We start from the raw sequence: 15981 nt of genomic DNA on the forward strand, positions 1-15981 counted from the left end.
GACCTGACCTTCACGGTCAGGGAGGCGTAGCCTTTATTCCCGCTGTCCATCACCTTGTGAAGCGGAAGAGGGCGGTTGCCGCCGTGTCGCCACAGTCCCCCAGTAACTCGAGCATCTCAACCGACGACCAAGCCGGGAGGAACCCCGCAGCCGCGTTCGGTCCGAACGAGTGGCTCGTCGACGAGATCTATCAGCAGTACCTCCAGGACCCGAATTCGGTAGACCGCGCCTGGTGGGACTTCTTCGCCGACTACAAGCCGGGCGCTCCTGCCACCCCGGCTCCGGCGGGTGCTGCGGCCACGGGGGCCGCAGAGACCCCCACCACGGCCCCGCAGGCCCAGCCCGCGGCCCCGGCCCCCCAGGCCGCCGCCCCGGCCGCCCCGAAGCCCACGGCCGCTCCGGCCCAGGCGCCCGCCGCCGCTCCCGCCGCGGCGGCGAAGCCCGCCCCGGCCGCGCCGGCGCAGCCCGCACAGGCGCCCGCTCAGCCGAAGGGCAAGGCCGCGCCCGCCGCCGAGGCCCCCGAGGGCCCGGAGCTGATCACGCTGCGCGGTCCGGCCGCCGCCGTCGCGAAGAACATGAACGCCTCGCTGGAGCTGCCGACCGCCACCTCGGTCCGCGCGGTACCGGTGAAGCTGCTGTTCGACAACCGCATCGTCATCAACAACCACCTCAAGCGCGCCCGCGGCGGGAAGATCTCCTTCACGCACATCATCGGGTACGCGATGGTGCAGGCCATCAAGGCCATGCCGTCGATGAACTGGTCGTTCGGCGAGAAGGACGGCAAGCCGACCCTGGTCAAGCCGCCGCACGTCAACCTCGGCCTCGCCATCGACCTGGTGAAGCCGAACGGTGACCGCCAGCTGGTCGTCGCGGCGATCAAGAAGGCCGAGACGCTGAACTTCTTCGAGTTCTGGCAGGCCTACGAGGACATCGTCCGCCGCGCCCGCGACGGCAAGCTGACGATGGACGACTTCACCGGCGTGACGGTCTCCCTGACCAACCCCGGCGGCCTCGGCACCGTCCACTCCGTGCCGCGTCTGATGCCCGGGCAGTCCGTGATCATGGGCGTCGGCTCCATGGACTACCCGGCGGAGTTCCAGGGCACCAGCCAGGACACCCTGAACAAGCTCGGCATCTCCAAGGTCATGACGCTCACGTCGACCTACGACCACCGGGTCATCCAGGGCGCCGCCTCCGGCGAGTTCCTGCGCGTCGTCGCCAACCTGCTGCTCGGCGAGAACGGCTTCTACGACGACATCTTCGAGGCGCTGCGGATCCCCTACGAGCCGGTCCGCTGGCTCAAGGACATCGACGCCTCCCACGACGACGACGTCACCAAGGCCGCCCGCGTCTTCGAGCTGATCCACTCCTACCGGGTCCGCGGCCACGTCATGGCCGACACCGACCCGCTGGAGTACCGCCAGCGCAAGCACCCCGACCTGGACATCGTCGAGCACGGCCTCACCCTGTGGGACCTGGAGCGCGAGTTCGCCGTCGGCGGCTTCGCCGGCAAGTCGATGATGAAGCTGCGCGACATCCTCGGCGTCCTGCGGGACTCGTACTGCCGCACCACCGGCATCGAGTTCATGCACATCCAGGACCCCAAGCAGCGCAAGTGGATCCAGGACCGTGTGGAGCGCGGCCACTCCAAGCCGGAGCGCGAGGAGCAGTTGCGCATCCTGCGCCGGCTGAACGCGGCGGAGGCCTTCGAGACCTTCCTCCAGACCAAGTACGTGGGTCAGAAGCGGTTCTCGCTGGAGGGCGGCGAGTCCGTCATCCCGCTGCTGGACGCGGTCATCGACTCGGCGGCCGAGTCCCGCCTGGACGAGGTCGTCATCGGCATGGCCCACCGCGGCCGGCTGAACGTCCTCGCCAACATCGTCGGCAAGTCGTACGCGCAGATCTTCCGCGAGTTCGAGGGCAACCTCGACCCGAAGTCGATGCACGGCTCCGGCGACGTGAAGTACCACCTGGGTGCCGACGGCACCTTCACCGGCCTGGACGGCGAGCAGATCAAGGTCTCCCTGGTCGCCAACCCCTCCCACCTGGAGGCCGTCGACCCGGTCCTGGAGGGTGTCTCCCGCGCCAAGCAGGACATCATCAACAAGGGCGGCACGGACTTCACGGTCCTGCCGGTCGCGATCCACGGCGACGCGGCCTTCGCGGGCCAGGGCGTGGTGGCCGAGACCCTGAACATGTCGCAGCTACGGGGCTACCGCACCGGCGGCACGGTCCACATCGTCATCAACAACCAGGTCGGCTTCACCGCGGCCCCCGAGTCCTCGCGTTCCTCCATGTACGCCACGGACGTCGCCCGCATGATCGAGGCCCCGATCTTCCACGTGAACGGCGACGACCCCGAGGCCGTCGTCCGAGTCGCCCGGCTGGCCTTCGAGTTCCGCCAGGCGTTCAACAAGGACGTGGTCATCGACCTCATCTGCTACCGCCGCCGCGGTCACAACGAGTCGGACAACCCGGCCTTCACCCAGCCGCTGATGTACGACCTGATCGACAAGAAGCGCTCGGTGCGCAAGCTGTACACCGAGTCCCTGATCGGTCGCGGCGACATCACGCTGGAAGAGGCCGAGCAGGCCCTCCAGGACTACCAGGGCCAGCTAGAGAAGGTCTTCACGGAGGTCCGCGAGGCCACCTCCCAGCCGGCCGCCGGCGACACCCAGGCGCCCCAGGACGGCTTCCCGGTCGCCGTGCCGACCGCGATCTCCGCGGAGGTCGTCAAGCGGATCGCCGAATCCCAGGTCAACGTCCCCGACCACATCACGGTGCACCCGCGGCTCCAGCCGCAGCTCCAGCGCCGCGCGTCGATGGTCGAGGACGGCACCATCGACTGGGGCATGGGCGAGACCCTGGCCATCGGCTCCCTGCTGCTTGAGGGCACCCCGGTCCGCCTCGCGGGCCAGGACTCCCAGCGCGGCACCTTCGGCCAGCGCCACGCGGTGCTGATCGACCGGGAGACCGGCGAGGAGTACACCCCGCTCCAGTACCTCTCCGAGGACCAGGCCCGCCTGAACGTCTACAACTCGCTGCTCTCCGAGTACGCGGCGATGGGCTTCGAGTACGGCTACTCGCTGGCCCGCCCCGACGCGCTCGTCATGTGGGAGGCGCAGTTCGGCGACTTCGTCAACGGCGCGCAGACGGTCGTGGACGAGTTCATCTCCTCGGCCGAGCAGAAGTGGAGCCAGACCTCCGGCGTCGTCCTGCTGCTGCCGCACGGCTACGAGGGCCAGGGCCCCGACCACTCCTCGGCCCGCCCGGAGCGCTTCCTCCAGCTCTGCGCGCAGAACAACATGACGGTCGCGATGCCCACGTCCCCGTCGAACTACTTCCACCTCCTGCGGTGGCAGGTGCACAACCCGCACCACAGGCCGCTGGTCGTCTTCACCCCGAAGTCGATGCTGCGCCTGAAGGCGGCGGCGTCGAAGGCGGAGGAGTTCACGAGCGGCGAGTTCCGCCCGGTCATCGGCGACGGCTCGGTCGACCCGGCCGCCGTGCGCAAGGTCGTCTTCTGCGCCGGCAAGGTCTACTACGACCTGGAGGCCGAGCGGCAGAAGCGCGGTGTCACGGACACGGCCATCATCCGCATCGAGCGGCTGTACCCGCTGCCGGGTGCCGAGCTCCAGGCGGAGATCAAGAAGTACCCGAACGCCGAGAAGTACCTGTGGGCGCAGGAGGAGCCGGCGAACCAGGGTGCCTGGCCGTTCATCGCGCTCAACCTGATCGACCACCTGGACCTGGCGGTCGGCGCGGACGTGCCGCACGGCGAGCGGCTGCGGCGCATCTCGCGCTCGCACGGCTCGTCCCCGGCGGTGGGTTCGGCCAAGCGCCACCAGGCCGAGCAGGAGCAACTGGTGCGTGAGGTGTTCGAGGCCTAGGCCTCGGGCGGTACGCCACGACAAGGGCCCGGCACCGAGTGGACACTCGGTGCCGGGCCCTTGTGCGCCGCGGCCTGCGCCGCGCCCGCGCCGAGCGGTACCGGCGCGGGGTCCACTCGTTACTCGTCGGCCTCGTCGTCGAGGCGCGCGAGCCAGGTGGCCAGCCGCTCCACGGGCACCTCGAAGTCCGGGTTCAGGTCCACGAACGTGCGTAGCTGCTCGGCGAGCCACTCGAAGGTGACCTCCTCCTCGCCACGCCGCTTCTCCAGCTCCTCGATACCGCGGTCGGTGAAATACATGGGGCCGTGTCTCCTGCGCATCCGTCCAGGCCGTTACTGACTGGTCCCAGCCTATGCGTCGGACCCGTCGGCCCCTCACCGGAAAGAGTGTCTTGACTTCCCGGCACCACGATATATCGTGTTTCCCAGAAGACGCGATATGACGTGTCGTCGCCACGCCGCCCCGCCGAGGAGGCCCCATGCCCGAGTGGTCCGTCACCGAGCCCCGGAAGCTGACCTTCGACAGCCCCGTACGCGACCTCCAGGTCCGGCTCGTCAACGGCACGGTCAACGTCGTGAGCACGGACGAGCCCGCCGCCCGCCTGGAGGTGTCGGAGATCGAGGGGCCACCCCTGGTGGTCACCCAGCGGGACGGCGTCCTCACCGTGGCCTACGAGGACCTGCCGTGGAAGGGCTTCCTCAAGTGGCTCGACCACAAGGGGCGGCGGCGCAGCGCCGTCGTCTCCCTCGCCGTCCCCGCCGACACCCGGGTGGAAGTGGGCGTGGTGGGCGCGGGCGCGGTCGTCTCCGGCATCCGGGGGCCCGTGGGCGTCAAGGGAGTGACCGGTGACACGACTCTGGTCGGTATCTCTGGCCGGGTCCGCGCGGACACCGTGTCGGGAAACCTGGAGGCCCAGGCGGTCACGGGCGACCTGCGGTTCCACTCGGTCTCGGGCGACCTGACCGTGGTCGACGGCTCCGGCCCCTCCGTCCGCGCGGAATCCGTCACCGGCTCCATGATCGTCGACCTGGATCCGGACGGCCCCACGGAGGTCGGCCTGACCAGCGTCTCCGGCGAGATCGCGATCCGCCTGCCGCACCCGGCGGACGCCACGGTCGAGGCGAACACCGCGAGCGGCACGATCTCCAACGCCTTCGACGGACTGCGGGTGCAGGGCCAGTGGGGCGCCCACAAAGTCTCCGGGCGGCTCGGCGCGGGCACCGGGCGGCTGCGCGCCACCACGGTCTCCGGCTCGATCGCCCTGCTGCGCCGCCCGCCCCGGGACGAGGAGGAGCACACCCTCTGGGAGACGGAGCCGGACTCCCCCCGGCCCACCGGCGCGCCCGGCGCCCCGGCCGACGGTACGACGACCGACAAGAAGGTGTTCTGACATGCCCCCCGTCTTCGCCCACGGCCGCCTCCGCCTGTACCTGCTCAAACTGCTCGACGAGGCCCCGCGCCACGGTTACGAGGTGATCAGGCTCCTGGAGGAACGCTTCCAGGGCCTGTACGCCCCCTCGGCGGGCACGGTCTACCCCCGGCTGGCCAAGCTGGAGGCGGAGGGCCTGGTCCGGCACACCACCGAGGGCGGCCGGAAGGTGTACGCGATCACCGACGCCGGCCGGGCCGAACTGGCCGACCGCGGCGGCGAGCTGGCCGACCTGGAGCTGGAGATCCGCGAGTCGATGGCGGAACTGGCCGCCGAGATAAGGGCCGATGTGCGCGGCGCGGCCGGTGACCTGCGCCGTGAGATGCGCGCGGCGGCCTCGGAGGCCCGCCGGGGAACCCGGCCGGGCGGCACCGGGGCGAGCCCCTTCTCGGGTCCCGGGAAGGACGGGAACCAGGGGGAACAGGGCGGACAGGGCGACCCCGGGGAGTACGACGACCTGAGCGACAAGGAGGCCTGGAAGGCCGCCAAGGAGGAGATGCGCCGGGTCAAGCAGGAGTGGAAGGAACAGGCCCGACGGGCCAAGGACGAGAGCCGCCGGGCCCGCGAGGAGGCCCAGCGCGCCCGCCACAGGGCCCAGGAGGCGCAGGCGCGGGCGCGGGCCCAGGCGCAGGAGGAGGTGCAGCGCATGGCCCGACGCGTCCAGGACCGGGTGCTGGACCACTTCGCCCGGGGGGACTGGCCGACGGGCGTCCGCGACGGCCTGACGGAACTGGCCAAGGAGTTCGGCGAGTTCGGGAAGGACTTCGGCAAGGAGTTCGGGAAGGACCTCGGCGGCAACTGGACCTTCGGCCGCACCACCGAAGAGACCTCCGCCCCGGCCCCCTCCCCCGCTCAGGAGCCGCACTACACCTCCGCCCCGCAGGACTTCCCCGCGGCGTACGAACCCTCCTGGTCGCACGAGGCCTTCACTGGTGACCCGGCCCGTGACCTGGACCGTCTCCTGGACCGCTTCCGCGACGGCATCCGGGACGCGGCCCGCGACCACGGCGTCACCCCGGAGCAGCTCGGCGAGGCCCGCCACCACCTCTCGACGGCGGCGACCCACATCGCGGCGCTCCTCCACACCCGCGATCCCCGGTCCCCCTCCCAGCCCACCGGGACGGGCGGGCAGCCGGAGGCCCCGGGCCCGGGGTGAAGCCGGCGGGACCTCTCCGGCCGACGCGAGAGGCGGGCCCGGTGACCGGACCCGCCTCTGGGCCGGACTGCCCCGTCGGCTCAGGAGTTGGTCAGCACGATCTTCCCGAACTGCTCCCCGGAGGCCAGCCGCTCGAAGCCCTCGCGGGCCCGGTCCAGCGGCAGCTCCTCGTCGATGACGGGCCGTACACCGGTCGCGGCGCAGAAGGAGAGCAGGTCCTCCAGCTCGTCCTTGGTGCCCATGGTCGAGCCGACGACCTTCAGCTCCAGGAAGAAGATGCGGGTCAGTTCGGCGTGCGAGGGTCGGTCCCCGCTGGTGGCGCCGGAGATGACGAGCGTGCCGCCGGGCCGCAGGGACTTCACCGAGTGGGACCAGGTGGCGGCGCCGACGGTCTCGATGACGGCGTCCACCCGCTGCGGCAGCCGCGCCCCGGGCTCGACGGCCTCCACGGCTCCGAGTTCCAGGGCCCGCTTCCGCTTCGCCTCGTCCCGGCTGGTCGCGAAGACGCGCAACCCGGCCGCCTTGCCGAGGATGATCGCGGCCGTGGCGACGCCGCCGCCCGCGCCCTGCACGAGCACCGAGTCACCGGGCCGTACCCCGGCGTTGGTGAACAGCATCCGGTACGCGGTCAGCCAGGCGGTCGGCAGACAGGCGGCCTCGGCGAAGGACAGTTCCCTGGGCTTGGGCAGGACGTTCCAGGTCGGCACGGCGACCTGCTCGGCGAAGGTGCCCTGGTAGCGCTCGGTGAGGATGGAGCGCGGCTCGTCCGGCCCGACGCCGTGGCCGGTCTGGCCGATGACGGAGTGCAGGACGACCGCGTTGCCGTCCTCGTCGATCCCGGCGGCGTCGCAGCCGAGGATCATCGGCAGCCGGCCCTCGGGCAGGCCGACGCCCCGCAGGGACCAGAGGTCATGGTGGTTGAGGGAAGCGGCCCGTACGGTGATGGTGCTCCAGCCGGGACGGGCCTCGGGAGCCGGACGCTCCCCCAACTCGAGGCCGGTGAGCGGCTGGTCGCGGTCGATTCGGGCGGCGTAGACAGCGAACATGCTGCCGACGATAGGTGCACGGTGCAGCCGGCGGAACCAGGCCCGCCTGTGACACATGCCCTCTTGCGCAACGGCACCCGTGCGGCGCAGGGCGCGATGACACGCCGACAGCGCCGTGCCGTCACCCGTCCGGGCGCGGGGGCGGACAGGAGAACGGGGCAGAGGCAGGGGCGAAGAAGGCGGGCAGAGAAACGGCCCCGCCCGGGCGGGCGGGGCCGTTCAGCGCGATGTCACCCGCGGGCGACGCCCTCGGCGCGCGCGGCAGCCGCGACCGCCGCGGTCACGGCCGGGGCGACCCGCTCGTCGAACGGGGACGGGATCACGTAGTCGGCGGCGAGGTCGTCCCCCACCACCGCGGCCAGCGCCTCGGCGGCGGCGATCTTCATCCCCTCCGTGATCCGTGTGGCCCGCACCTGGAGCGCGCCCGCGAAGATCCCGGGGAAGGCCAGCACGTTGTTGATCTGGTTCGGGAAGTCCGAGCGTCCGGTGGCGACGACCGCCGCGTACTTGTGCGCCACGTCCGGGTGCACCTCGGGATTGGGGTTGGCCATCGCGAAGACGAAGGCGCCCTGCGCCATGGAGGCGACGGCCTCCTCCGCGACCGTACCGCCGGAGACGCCGATGAAGACGTCCGCGCCCGCGAGGGCGTCCTCCAGCGAGCCGGTGAGGCCGGCCTTGTTCGTGAAGGAGGCCAGCTCGCGCTTGACCGGGGTGAGGTCCGCCCGGTCGGCCGACACGACGCCCTTGCGGTCCGCCACGGCCACGTCCCCGATGCCGGCCTCGACCAGCATCCGGGCGATGGCGACACCGGCCGCGCCGGCGCCCGAGATGACGGCCCGTAGCTGTCCGATCTCGCGCCGGCTGAGCCGGGCCGCGTTCCGCAGCGCCGCGAGCGTCACGACGGCCGTACCGTGCTGGTCGTCGTGGAAGACCGGGATGTCCAGTCGCTCCTGGAGCCGGCGCTCGATCTCGAAGCACCGGGGCGCCGAGATGTCCTCCAGATTCACCCCGCCGAAGGACGGGGCGAGCCGGACGACGGTCTCGACGATGTCGTCCACGTCGGTGCAGTCGAGCGCGATCGGCACCGCGTCGACGCCGCCGAACTGCTTGAACAGGATCGCCTTGCCCTCCATCACGGGGAGGGAGGCCTGGGGACCGATGTCCCCGAGTCCGAGCACGGCCGTGCCGTCGGTGACGACGGCGACCACGCTGGACTTCCATGTGTAGTCGTTGACCAGCTCCGGCTGTTCCGCGATCGCGGTGCACACGCGAGCGACGCCGGGCGTGTACGCGAGGGAAAGGTCGTCCTTGTCGCGGATCGGCACGGTGGCCTGCACGGCCATCTTGCCGCCGCGATGCAGCGCGAACACCGGATCGAACGAATCGAGGGGCTCGGCCCCTCCGTCCTGGCCCGTACCGCTGTCGCCGCGAGGATTGACGATCTCCGCTGCCACTTTGTTTTACCCCTTAGCTATGCATGGTTTGAGGGTCGACCACTCCTGGTGAGGGGTGGGCGGGCACCGCGCACGGCTCGATTGCGGATACGTACGAGCACATACGCGACGGGCGCGCCGCACACGCGCCCTGAGCCCCGGATGAGGGGTGTAAAGAACCTTCTTACCGGACGGATGGCGCCCGCGACGAGTCCATTAGGTGCAAGGTCACATCCCGGAACCGCAAAGCGGCGGGAAGGTGACGCGCGGTCGACGGCACGGGGGTGGCGCGTGGGCGGCGCGGGGACACCCCGGCGCGACGCGGCGCGGCCGGACGGCGAGGTGACCGCGGGGAGGAGCGCGGAGGCCCTCACACGGGTGATCACATCGTGAGACACGCCGAAGATTTTCCGGCCGGAGTGCTGGATTCCCGCAGATGATCCGGCGGCTATGGACCGGGGTTGTACCGACCTGATGCGGTTCGGGGGTCACCCGTTATCCGATTTTGACATAGCGACGCCCCTGAATGGCGTAGTCCGAATGGCAAGATGCCGTAAACCCACGAGGTCGCGACACCCGAAGGTGTGTGTTTCCGTCGACCCATCGGCAACTCTTCCCATCCGCCGGAGGAACCACGATGACCGCAAGCTCCACCCGTCGTACAAGCGCCGCGCGCTCACGTCTGGCCGCGGCCGGTGCGATCGCGGTCGCAGGCGCCCTGCTGCTCACCGGCTGCGGTGACCAGACCAAGGACAAGAACAAGGACTCCGGCTCCGCGTCCACCAGCACGGCTCCGCTCGCCGACAAGCTCCCGCAGGACATCCGCAGCGCCGGCAAGATCAGGGTCGGTTCGGACATCGCGTACGCCCCGGTGGAGTTCAAGGACGCCTCCGGCAAGGTCGTCGGCCTGGACCCGGAACTGGCGGCGGCCATGGGCAAGCAGCTCGGCGTGACGTTCGAGTTCGAGAACGGTACCTTCGACGCCCTGCTCACCGGCCTGCGCTCGGGCCGCAACGACATCGCGATGTCGGCGATGACGGACAACAAGAACCGTCAGGAGGGCGTCGACCCGGACACGGGCAAGAAGGTCGGTGAGGGCGTCGACTTCGTCGACTACCTGTCCGCCGGTGTCTCGATCTACACCCGCAAGGGTGACACCAACGGCATCACCACGTGGTCGGACCTGTGCGGCAAGAAGCTCGCCGTCGAGCGGGGCACCATCTCGGAGGACCTGGCCAAGCAGGAGGCCAAGAAGTGTCCCGCCGGCAAGAAGCTGACCGTCGAGGCCTTCGACGACGACCAGCAGTCCCAGACCCGGCTGCGCTCCGGCGGCGTGGACGCGGCCTCCTCCGACTTCCCGGTCGCCGCGTGGGCGGTCAAGAACTCGGGCGGCGGCAAGGACTTCCAGCTTGTCGGCGACCAGGTCCAGGCGGCCCCGTACGGCATCGCGGTCTCCAAGAAGGAGACCCAGCTCCGGGACGCGCTCAAGGCCGCGATGGACGCGATCATCAAGAACGGCGAGTACAAGACGATTCTCGAGAAGTGGGGCGCCCAGGACGGCGCCGTCAAGGAGTCCGCGATCAACGGCGGCAAGTGACCCGCGTCAGCGCAAGCGGCCACTGAGAGGCAATACCCGTGACTGACATCGACAAGACGGCGGGCCCGACGGACACGCCGTCGGCCGGCGCGGAGGCCGTCAAGGCCATCCCGGTCCGCCACTACGGGCGGTACATCACCGCCGTCATCGCGATCGCGATCCTCGTCGCGATCATCTACGCGTTCGGCCAGGGCAGGATCAACTGGCACGCGGTACCCGATTACTTCTTCGACGACCGGATCATGACCGGCGTCGGCAAGACCCTCCTGCTGACGGTCCTGTCCATGGTGATCGGCATCGTCGGCGGCATCGTCCTGGCGGTGATGCGGCTGTCCAAGAACCCGGTGACCTCCTCGATCGCCTGGTTCTACATCTGGTTCTTCCGCGGCACCCCGGTCCTGGTCCAGCTCTTCCTCTGGTTCAACCTGGGCCTGGTCTTCGAGTACATCAACCTGATGCCGTTCTACAAGGACTACTGGTCGAACTTCATGACGCCGTTGCTGACGGCGCTGCTCGGCCTGGGTCTGAACGAAGCGGCGTACATGGCCGAGATCTGCCGGGCCGGCCTGCTCGCGGTGGACGAGGGCCAGACCGAGGCGGCCCACGCCCTCGGCATGAGCCACGGCAGGACGCTGCGCCGGGTGATCATCCCGCAGGCGATGCGCGTGATCGTGCCGCCGACGGGCAACGAAGTGATCAACATGCTGAAGACGACCTCGCTCGTGGCGGCCGTCCAGTACCCCGAACTGTTCCGTTACGCCCAGGACATCGGCCAGAACTCCGGCGCCCCGGTGGAGATGTACTTCCTCGCCGCGGCCTGGTACCTGATCATGACGTCGGTCCTGAGCGTCGGCCAGTACTACGTCGAGCGCTACTACGCCCGCGGCTCCAGCCGCCAACTGCCGCCGACGCCGTGGCAGAAGGTCAGGACGAACATGCTCTCCCTGGGCCGGCCGAAGGGTGGCATGGCATGACCGACAAGCTGAGCACGACGAAGGACACCCCGGCCGAGGGGACCGTCCCGATGGTGAGGGCGGAGGGCGTCCACAAGTCCTTCGGCCACGTGGAGGTGCTCAAGGGCATCGACCTGGAGGTGAAGCCGGGCGAGGTGTTCTGCCTCATCGGCCCCTCCGGCTCCGGCAAGTCGACCTTCCTGCGGTGCATCAACCACCTGGAGAAGATCAACGCCGGGCGGCTGTACGTCGACGGCGAGCTGGTCGGCTACCGCCAGCAGGGCGAGAAGCTGTACGAGCTGCGCGACCGCGAGGTCGCCATGAAGCGCCGGGACATCGGCATGGTCTTCCAGCGCTTCAACCTGTTCCCGCACATGACGGCCCTGGACAACGTCATGGAGGCGCCGGTGCAGGTGCGCGGCGCCGGCAGGACGCAGGCCCGGGAGCGGGCCGTGCAGCTTCTGGAGCGCGTGGGTCTGGCCGACCGGGCCGGGCACTACCCCTCGCAGCTCTCCGGCGGCCAGCAGCAGCGCGTGGCGATCGCCCGGGCGCTGGCGATGGACCCGAAGCTGATGCTGTTCGACGAGCCGACCTCGGCCCTGGACCCGGAGCTGGTCGGTGACGTCCTGGACGTCATGCGGGACCTCGCCGAGTCCGGCATGACCATGGTGGTCGTCACCCACGAGATGGGCTTCGCCCGCGAGGTGGGCGACAGCCTGGTGTTCATGGACGACGGTGTGGTGGTCGAATCCGGCCATCCGCGGGACGTCCTGACGAACCCGCAGCACGAGCGGACGCAGTCCTTCCTGTCGAAGGTGCTGTAGACACGCGGGAGAGGGGCGGTACGGCCACGGCCGTACCGCCCCTCTCCTCCTGTACAGCCGCGGCAGCGCCCCAGGCATCACCGGCCGGCTGTCACGGCAGCGCCCACGGGGTCACCGGCCGGCCGTCACTTCAGCGCCAGCAGCAGGGTGTCCGAGGGGGAGCACCACACCGGGCGGACCTCGGCGAACCCCTTCTCGCGCAGCACGCGCGCGTGCCAGGCGGCCGAGGGGGTGTCCCCGTCCGCGTGCTCGCCGTAGATGGCGAAGCGGCGGGCGGTCGGTTCGGCGAGGACCGGGTCCGCGGCCGCGAGCCGCCACCACTCGGCCCAGTCCAGGGTGCCGTCCTGCCTGGCCTGATCCATGCGGGCGTGGCGCTGGGCGCGCTCGGCCGCGTTGATCCGGGCCGTGCTGTCGTCGACCATGTGGTCCGCGTTCATGAGGACGCCGCCGTCGCGGACCAGCTCCGCGACCTGACCGTAGAGGGCCGTGAGGGGTTCACTGTGCAGCCAGTGCAGGGCCGTCGCGGTCAACACGGCGTCGTAGGAGTCGTACGGCAGCCGCGCCGGCCAGTCTGGGTCCGACAGGTCGGCGGTGACGAGGCGGACGCGGTCGTCGCCCTCGAAGGTGCCGTGCGCGATCGCGAGCAGCGCCGGGTCGAGGTCGACGCCGGTGCTGGTGGCCTCCGGGAACCGCTGGAGCAGCCGGGCGGTGATGCTGCCGGTGCCGCACGCGAGGTCGAGCACGCGTGGGGCCGTACCGACCAGCGCCTCGACCATGTCGAGCATGATCCGGAAGCGCTCCTCCCGGTCGGGCATGTAGCCCTCCTGCTGCCGGTCCCAGCTCTCCTGCCAGGCGGCCCAGTCCGTGCCGGTACCCGTGGTCATGTAACCCAGACTCCCCTCGGTTCGCGTAATACCCTGGAAGCACGAACGGCTGTTACCCGCCCGCAGACACGACGATAAAGCGCCCTCGTAAGGACTACAAGTGGAACTGGCCTATTACTCGGATTACGCCGTACGCCTCGTCAACAGCGAGGAGCCGGCCCGGGGCAAGGACTGCCTGACCTCCGTCGAGGCCGTCCGCGATCTCTTCGGCGCCAACGCGTCGGCGGCCCGTCGCGCCACCGACGCCGACGTCACCCGCTTCCGCTCGGTCCGGGGCCGCCTGCGCTCGGTCTTCGAGGCCGCCGACACCGGCGACGAGACGCTGGCCGTGGACCTGCTGAACTCACTGCTGCTGGAGTTCCCGGTCAGCCCCCAGATCTCCGGGCACGACCACCGCGACGAGGACGACCGCCCCCTGTGGCACATGCACCTGGCCGACCACCCCTCCAACGCCACCGCCGGCTACGCGGCGATCGCCGCGATGGGCCTGGCCTTCCACCTCACCGAGTACGGCGTGGACCGCCTCGGCCTGTGCCAGGCGGCCCCGTGCCGCAACGCCTACCTCGACACCTCCACGAACCGCTCCCGGCGCTACTGCTCCGACCGCTGCGCGACCCGCGCCAACGTGGCCGCCTACCGGGCCCGCAAGCGCCTGGAGGCCGACCGGTCGGGCAGCAGGGGCCTCGCCGCCGAGAGCGCCCAGCGCAGCAGCGTCAGCGGCGAGCGCTGACCGGCCCGCAGCGGCCGGAACCGCAGCAGGGCCCTGCCCAGCACGAGGTCCTCCGGGACGACCCCGTAGTCGGTGCTGTCCCCACCCGCGTACGGGTTGTCCCCGAGCACCCACCAGCCGCCCCCACGCCGTTCCACGGCCCGCTTGACGACCAGCAGGTCCTGCTGGAACGGATGGCGCAGGACCACGACGTCCCCCGGCCCGACCGCACCCCCGTACCGCACCAGCAGCCGATCCCCGTGGCGCAGCGTGGGCACCATGGACGGGCCGGTCACCTCGGCCAGCCCGAGGGGCACCACGGCCCTGCCCCGCTCGGTCTCCTGCGACAGCTCCACCATCCCCGGCACCTCCCCGGTCCGTTCCTCCACCGGTCCCAGTCTCACCCTGGACTTTCGTCCTAAGCCCTAGGGGGCACTCACGAAAACCGGTTCCTCAGGGAGTAATGTCGCACCTGAGAAGACGATCACGAGGAAGGAATGCTCCATGCTTTCCCGCCTGTTTGCCCCCAAGGTCAAGGTCAGCGCCCACTGCGACCTGCCCTGCGGCGTGTACGACCCGGCCCAGGCCCGCATCGAGGCGGAGTCGGTGAAGGCCGTCCAGGAAAAGATGGCCGGTAACGACGACCCTCACTTCCAGACGCGTGCCACCATCATCAAGGAGCAGCGCGCGGAGCTGGCGAAGCACCACGTCTCCGTTCTCTGGAGCGACTACTTCAAGGCCCCGCACTTCGAGAAGTACCCGGAGCTGCACCGGCTGGTCAACGACACCCTGAAGGCCCTCTCGGCCGCCAAGGCGTCCACCGACCCGGCGACGGGTCAGAAGGCGCTGGACTACATCGCGCAGATCGACAAGATCTTCTGGGAGACCAAGAAGGCTTGATCTTTACTCAGGCCCCCTGACCTGCGGTTTCCTTGATCGCCTGGTCTTGCAGTCCGCACCCGGTCCGCAGTCCGCCGAGAACGGCGTCCATGACGGACCGGGTGCGGTCTTCTTCGCCCGGCCAGAGGTGGGCGTAGATCCGCAGCGTGATGACTGCGGAGGCGTGGCCGAGGACGAGCTGGACCTGCTTGACGCTCGCTCCGCCGGCGATGAGGGCGGAAGCGAAGAAGTGGCGCAGGTCGTGAGTCACCATGTGCGGCAGCTCGACGGGCTTGCGGCCCTCGCGCTCGGCGACCTCGCTCTCGGCCGCCTGGAGCGCCCTGCGGGCGCAGTTCCACTCCGTCTTCCAGCGGCGATAGTTGAGGGGCTCGCCCTCCTCCATCGTGAACAGCCACTCCTTGGAGGGGCGTGCGGCGAGGTGCGTGAGGAGGGCGTCGGTGACGACCTCGCCGACCGGTACCGTACGCCGGGACTTCGCGGTCTTCGGTGGGCCGATCCTTCCCGACTGGAGGCGCTGCCGCTCGACGCGGATGGTGCCAGCCTTGAAGTCGATGTCCGACACCTTGAGGCCGAGCAGCTCGCCTATTCGCAAGCCTGATCCAGCGAGCGTGCGCGTATGTACGGCGGCATCACGCGGGCCATGGCCTCGACCTGCGCGACCGTGGGTGGGGTGACCTCCTCGTCCTGCATGGGCGGGAGGGTGATCCGGCGGCACGGGCTGGAGGCGATGACCTTGTCCTCGACGGCCGCGGTCATGACGCGCACGAGGACGTCGTAGACGTTGCGCACGCTGCCGGGACTGAGCTGTTCGGACAGGCTCTTGAACAGCACCTGTATGTCATTGCGGCGTATCGCCGCCATGGCGCGGGAGCCCAGCGCCGGGACGAGGTGCAGCCGCAGCGCGTTGTCCGTGATGCGCTCGGCCGCCTCACCCGCGATGAGCGACTCCTCCCACTTCTCCGTGTATGCCGCGAACGAGAGCCGTCCAGCGCGCGGGTCGACGTACTGGCCCGTGACGATGCTGGTCGTGACCTCGTCGAGCCAGCGCTGGGCGTCGAGCTTGCGGTCGAAGTGGCGGGCCTGCTCCTTGCCGTCGAGGTCGCGGTAGCGGGCCCGCCATTTGCCGTTGGGGCGCTTCTGAATGTTGGCCAAGTGGCCTC

Annotated in this window: 13 protein-coding genes and 1 pseudogene; 8 read left to right on the forward strand and 6 right to left on the reverse strand. The window is 70.2% G+C overall.

What is annotated here, in order from left to right; genetic code table 11:
- Positions 1–83 precede the first annotated feature (83 nt).
- Complete coding sequence (locus tag D9753_RS11670; protein WP_121786958.1) at positions 84–3890, forward strand: multifunctional oxoglutarate decarboxylase/oxoglutarate dehydrogenase thiamine pyrophosphate-binding subunit/dihydrolipoyllysine-residue succinyltransferase subunit; 3807 nt, start codon at positions 84–86, stop codon at positions 3888–3890.
- Positions 3891–4009: 119 nt separating this feature from the next.
- Here the strand turns inward: D9753_RS11670 and D9753_RS11675 are convergent, their stop codons facing one another.
- Positions 4010–4189, reverse strand: a complete 180-nt coding sequence (locus D9753_RS11675; protein WP_121786959.1) for a DUF6104 family protein — start codon at positions 4187–4189, stop codon at positions 4010–4012.
- 179 nt (positions 4190–4368) lie between these two features.
- On the opposite strand from D9753_RS11675, the gene D9753_RS11680 reads away from it, so the two are divergent.
- Together D9753_RS11680 and D9753_RS11685 are read left to right on the forward strand one after the other, a co-directional pair.
- Complete coding sequence (locus tag D9753_RS11680) at positions 4369–5280, forward strand: DUF4097 family beta strand repeat-containing protein (protein WP_121786960.1); 912 nt, start codon at positions 4369–4371, stop codon at positions 5278–5280.
- Position 5281: 1 nt separating this feature from the next.
- Entirely contained in the window at positions 5282–6475 is a 1194-nt protein-coding gene (locus D9753_RS11685; RefSeq protein WP_121786961.1) for a PadR family transcriptional regulator, read from the forward strand.
- Between the two features lie 80 nt (positions 6476–6555).
- On the opposite strand, the gene D9753_RS11690 is transcribed toward D9753_RS11685, so the two are convergent.
- Entirely contained in the window at positions 6556–7521 is a 966-nt protein-coding gene (locus D9753_RS11690) for a zinc-binding dehydrogenase (protein ID WP_121786962.1), read from the reverse strand.
- Between the two features lie 230 nt (positions 7522–7751).
- Positions 7752–8975: an NAD(P)-dependent malic enzyme gene (locus tag D9753_RS11695; RefSeq protein ID WP_121786963.1), complete on the reverse strand. Its 1224-nt coding sequence runs from the start codon at positions 8973–8975 to the stop codon at positions 7752–7754.
- Positions 8976–9591: 616 nt separating this feature from the next.
- Between D9753_RS11695 and D9753_RS11705 the strand changes: the two genes are divergently transcribed.
- Genes D9753_RS11705 through D9753_RS11715 form a run of 3 tightly spaced genes read left to right on the forward strand, consistent with a single transcriptional unit; the run spans position 9592 to position 12328 of the window.
- A complete protein-coding gene (locus D9753_RS11705; RefSeq protein WP_121786964.1) occupies positions 9592–10551 on the forward strand; it encodes an ABC transporter substrate-binding protein in 960 nt (319 codons plus the stop codon).
- Positions 10552–10589: 38 nt separating this feature from the next.
- A complete protein-coding gene (locus D9753_RS11710; RefSeq protein WP_121786965.1) occupies positions 10590–11525 on the forward strand; it encodes an amino acid ABC transporter permease in 936 nt (311 codons plus the stop codon).
- On the forward strand, positions 11522–12328 hold the full coding sequence (locus D9753_RS11715) for an amino acid ABC transporter ATP-binding protein (RefSeq protein WP_338057973.1): 807 nt from the start codon (positions 11522–11524) through the stop codon (positions 12326–12328). The genes D9753_RS11710 and D9753_RS11715 overlap by 4 nt, the downstream gene beginning before the upstream one ends.
- A gap of 125 nt (positions 12329–12453) precedes the next feature.
- Here the strand turns inward: D9753_RS11715 and D9753_RS11720 are convergent, their stop codons facing one another.
- Positions 12454–13212: a class I SAM-dependent methyltransferase gene (locus tag D9753_RS11720; protein ID WP_121786966.1), complete on the reverse strand. Its 759-nt coding sequence runs from the start codon at positions 13210–13212 to the stop codon at positions 12454–12456.
- A 100-nt stretch (positions 13213–13312) separates the two neighbouring features.
- Between D9753_RS11720 and D9753_RS11725 the strand changes: the two genes are divergently transcribed.
- The gene (locus D9753_RS11725) at positions 13313–13942 is read left to right on the forward strand and encodes a CGNR zinc finger domain-containing protein (RefSeq protein WP_121786967.1); all 630 of its coding nucleotides are present in this window, start codon (positions 13313–13315) and stop codon (positions 13940–13942) included.
- Here the strand turns inward: D9753_RS11725 and sodX are convergent.
- Positions 13846–14280 (reverse strand): nickel-type superoxide dismutase maturation protease, encoded by a 435-nt coding sequence (gene sodX / locus D9753_RS11730; RefSeq protein WP_121791024.1) that lies wholly within the window; start codon positions 14278–14280, stop codon positions 13846–13848. The genes D9753_RS11725 and sodX overlap by 97 nt on opposite strands.
- A 145-nt stretch (positions 14281–14425) precedes the next feature.
- Between sodX and sodN the strand changes: the two genes are divergently transcribed.
- Positions 14426–14821 (forward strand): superoxide dismutase, Ni, encoded by a 396-nt coding sequence (sodN, locus tag D9753_RS11735; protein WP_121786968.1) that lies wholly within the window; start codon positions 14426–14428, stop codon positions 14819–14821.
- A gap of 7 nt (positions 14822–14828) precedes the next feature.
- On the opposite strand, the pseudogene D9753_RS38970 reads toward sodN, so the two are convergent.
- Positions 14829–15973 (reverse strand): annotated as a pseudogene (locus D9753_RS38970) (tyrosine-type recombinase/integrase).
- Between the last annotated feature and the right edge of the window lie 8 nt (positions 15974–15981).

It is taken from the genome of Streptomyces dangxiongensis (assembly GCF_003675325.1).
Lineage (GTDB): Bacteria > Actinomycetota > Actinomycetes > Streptomycetales > Streptomycetaceae > Streptomyces > Streptomyces dangxiongensis.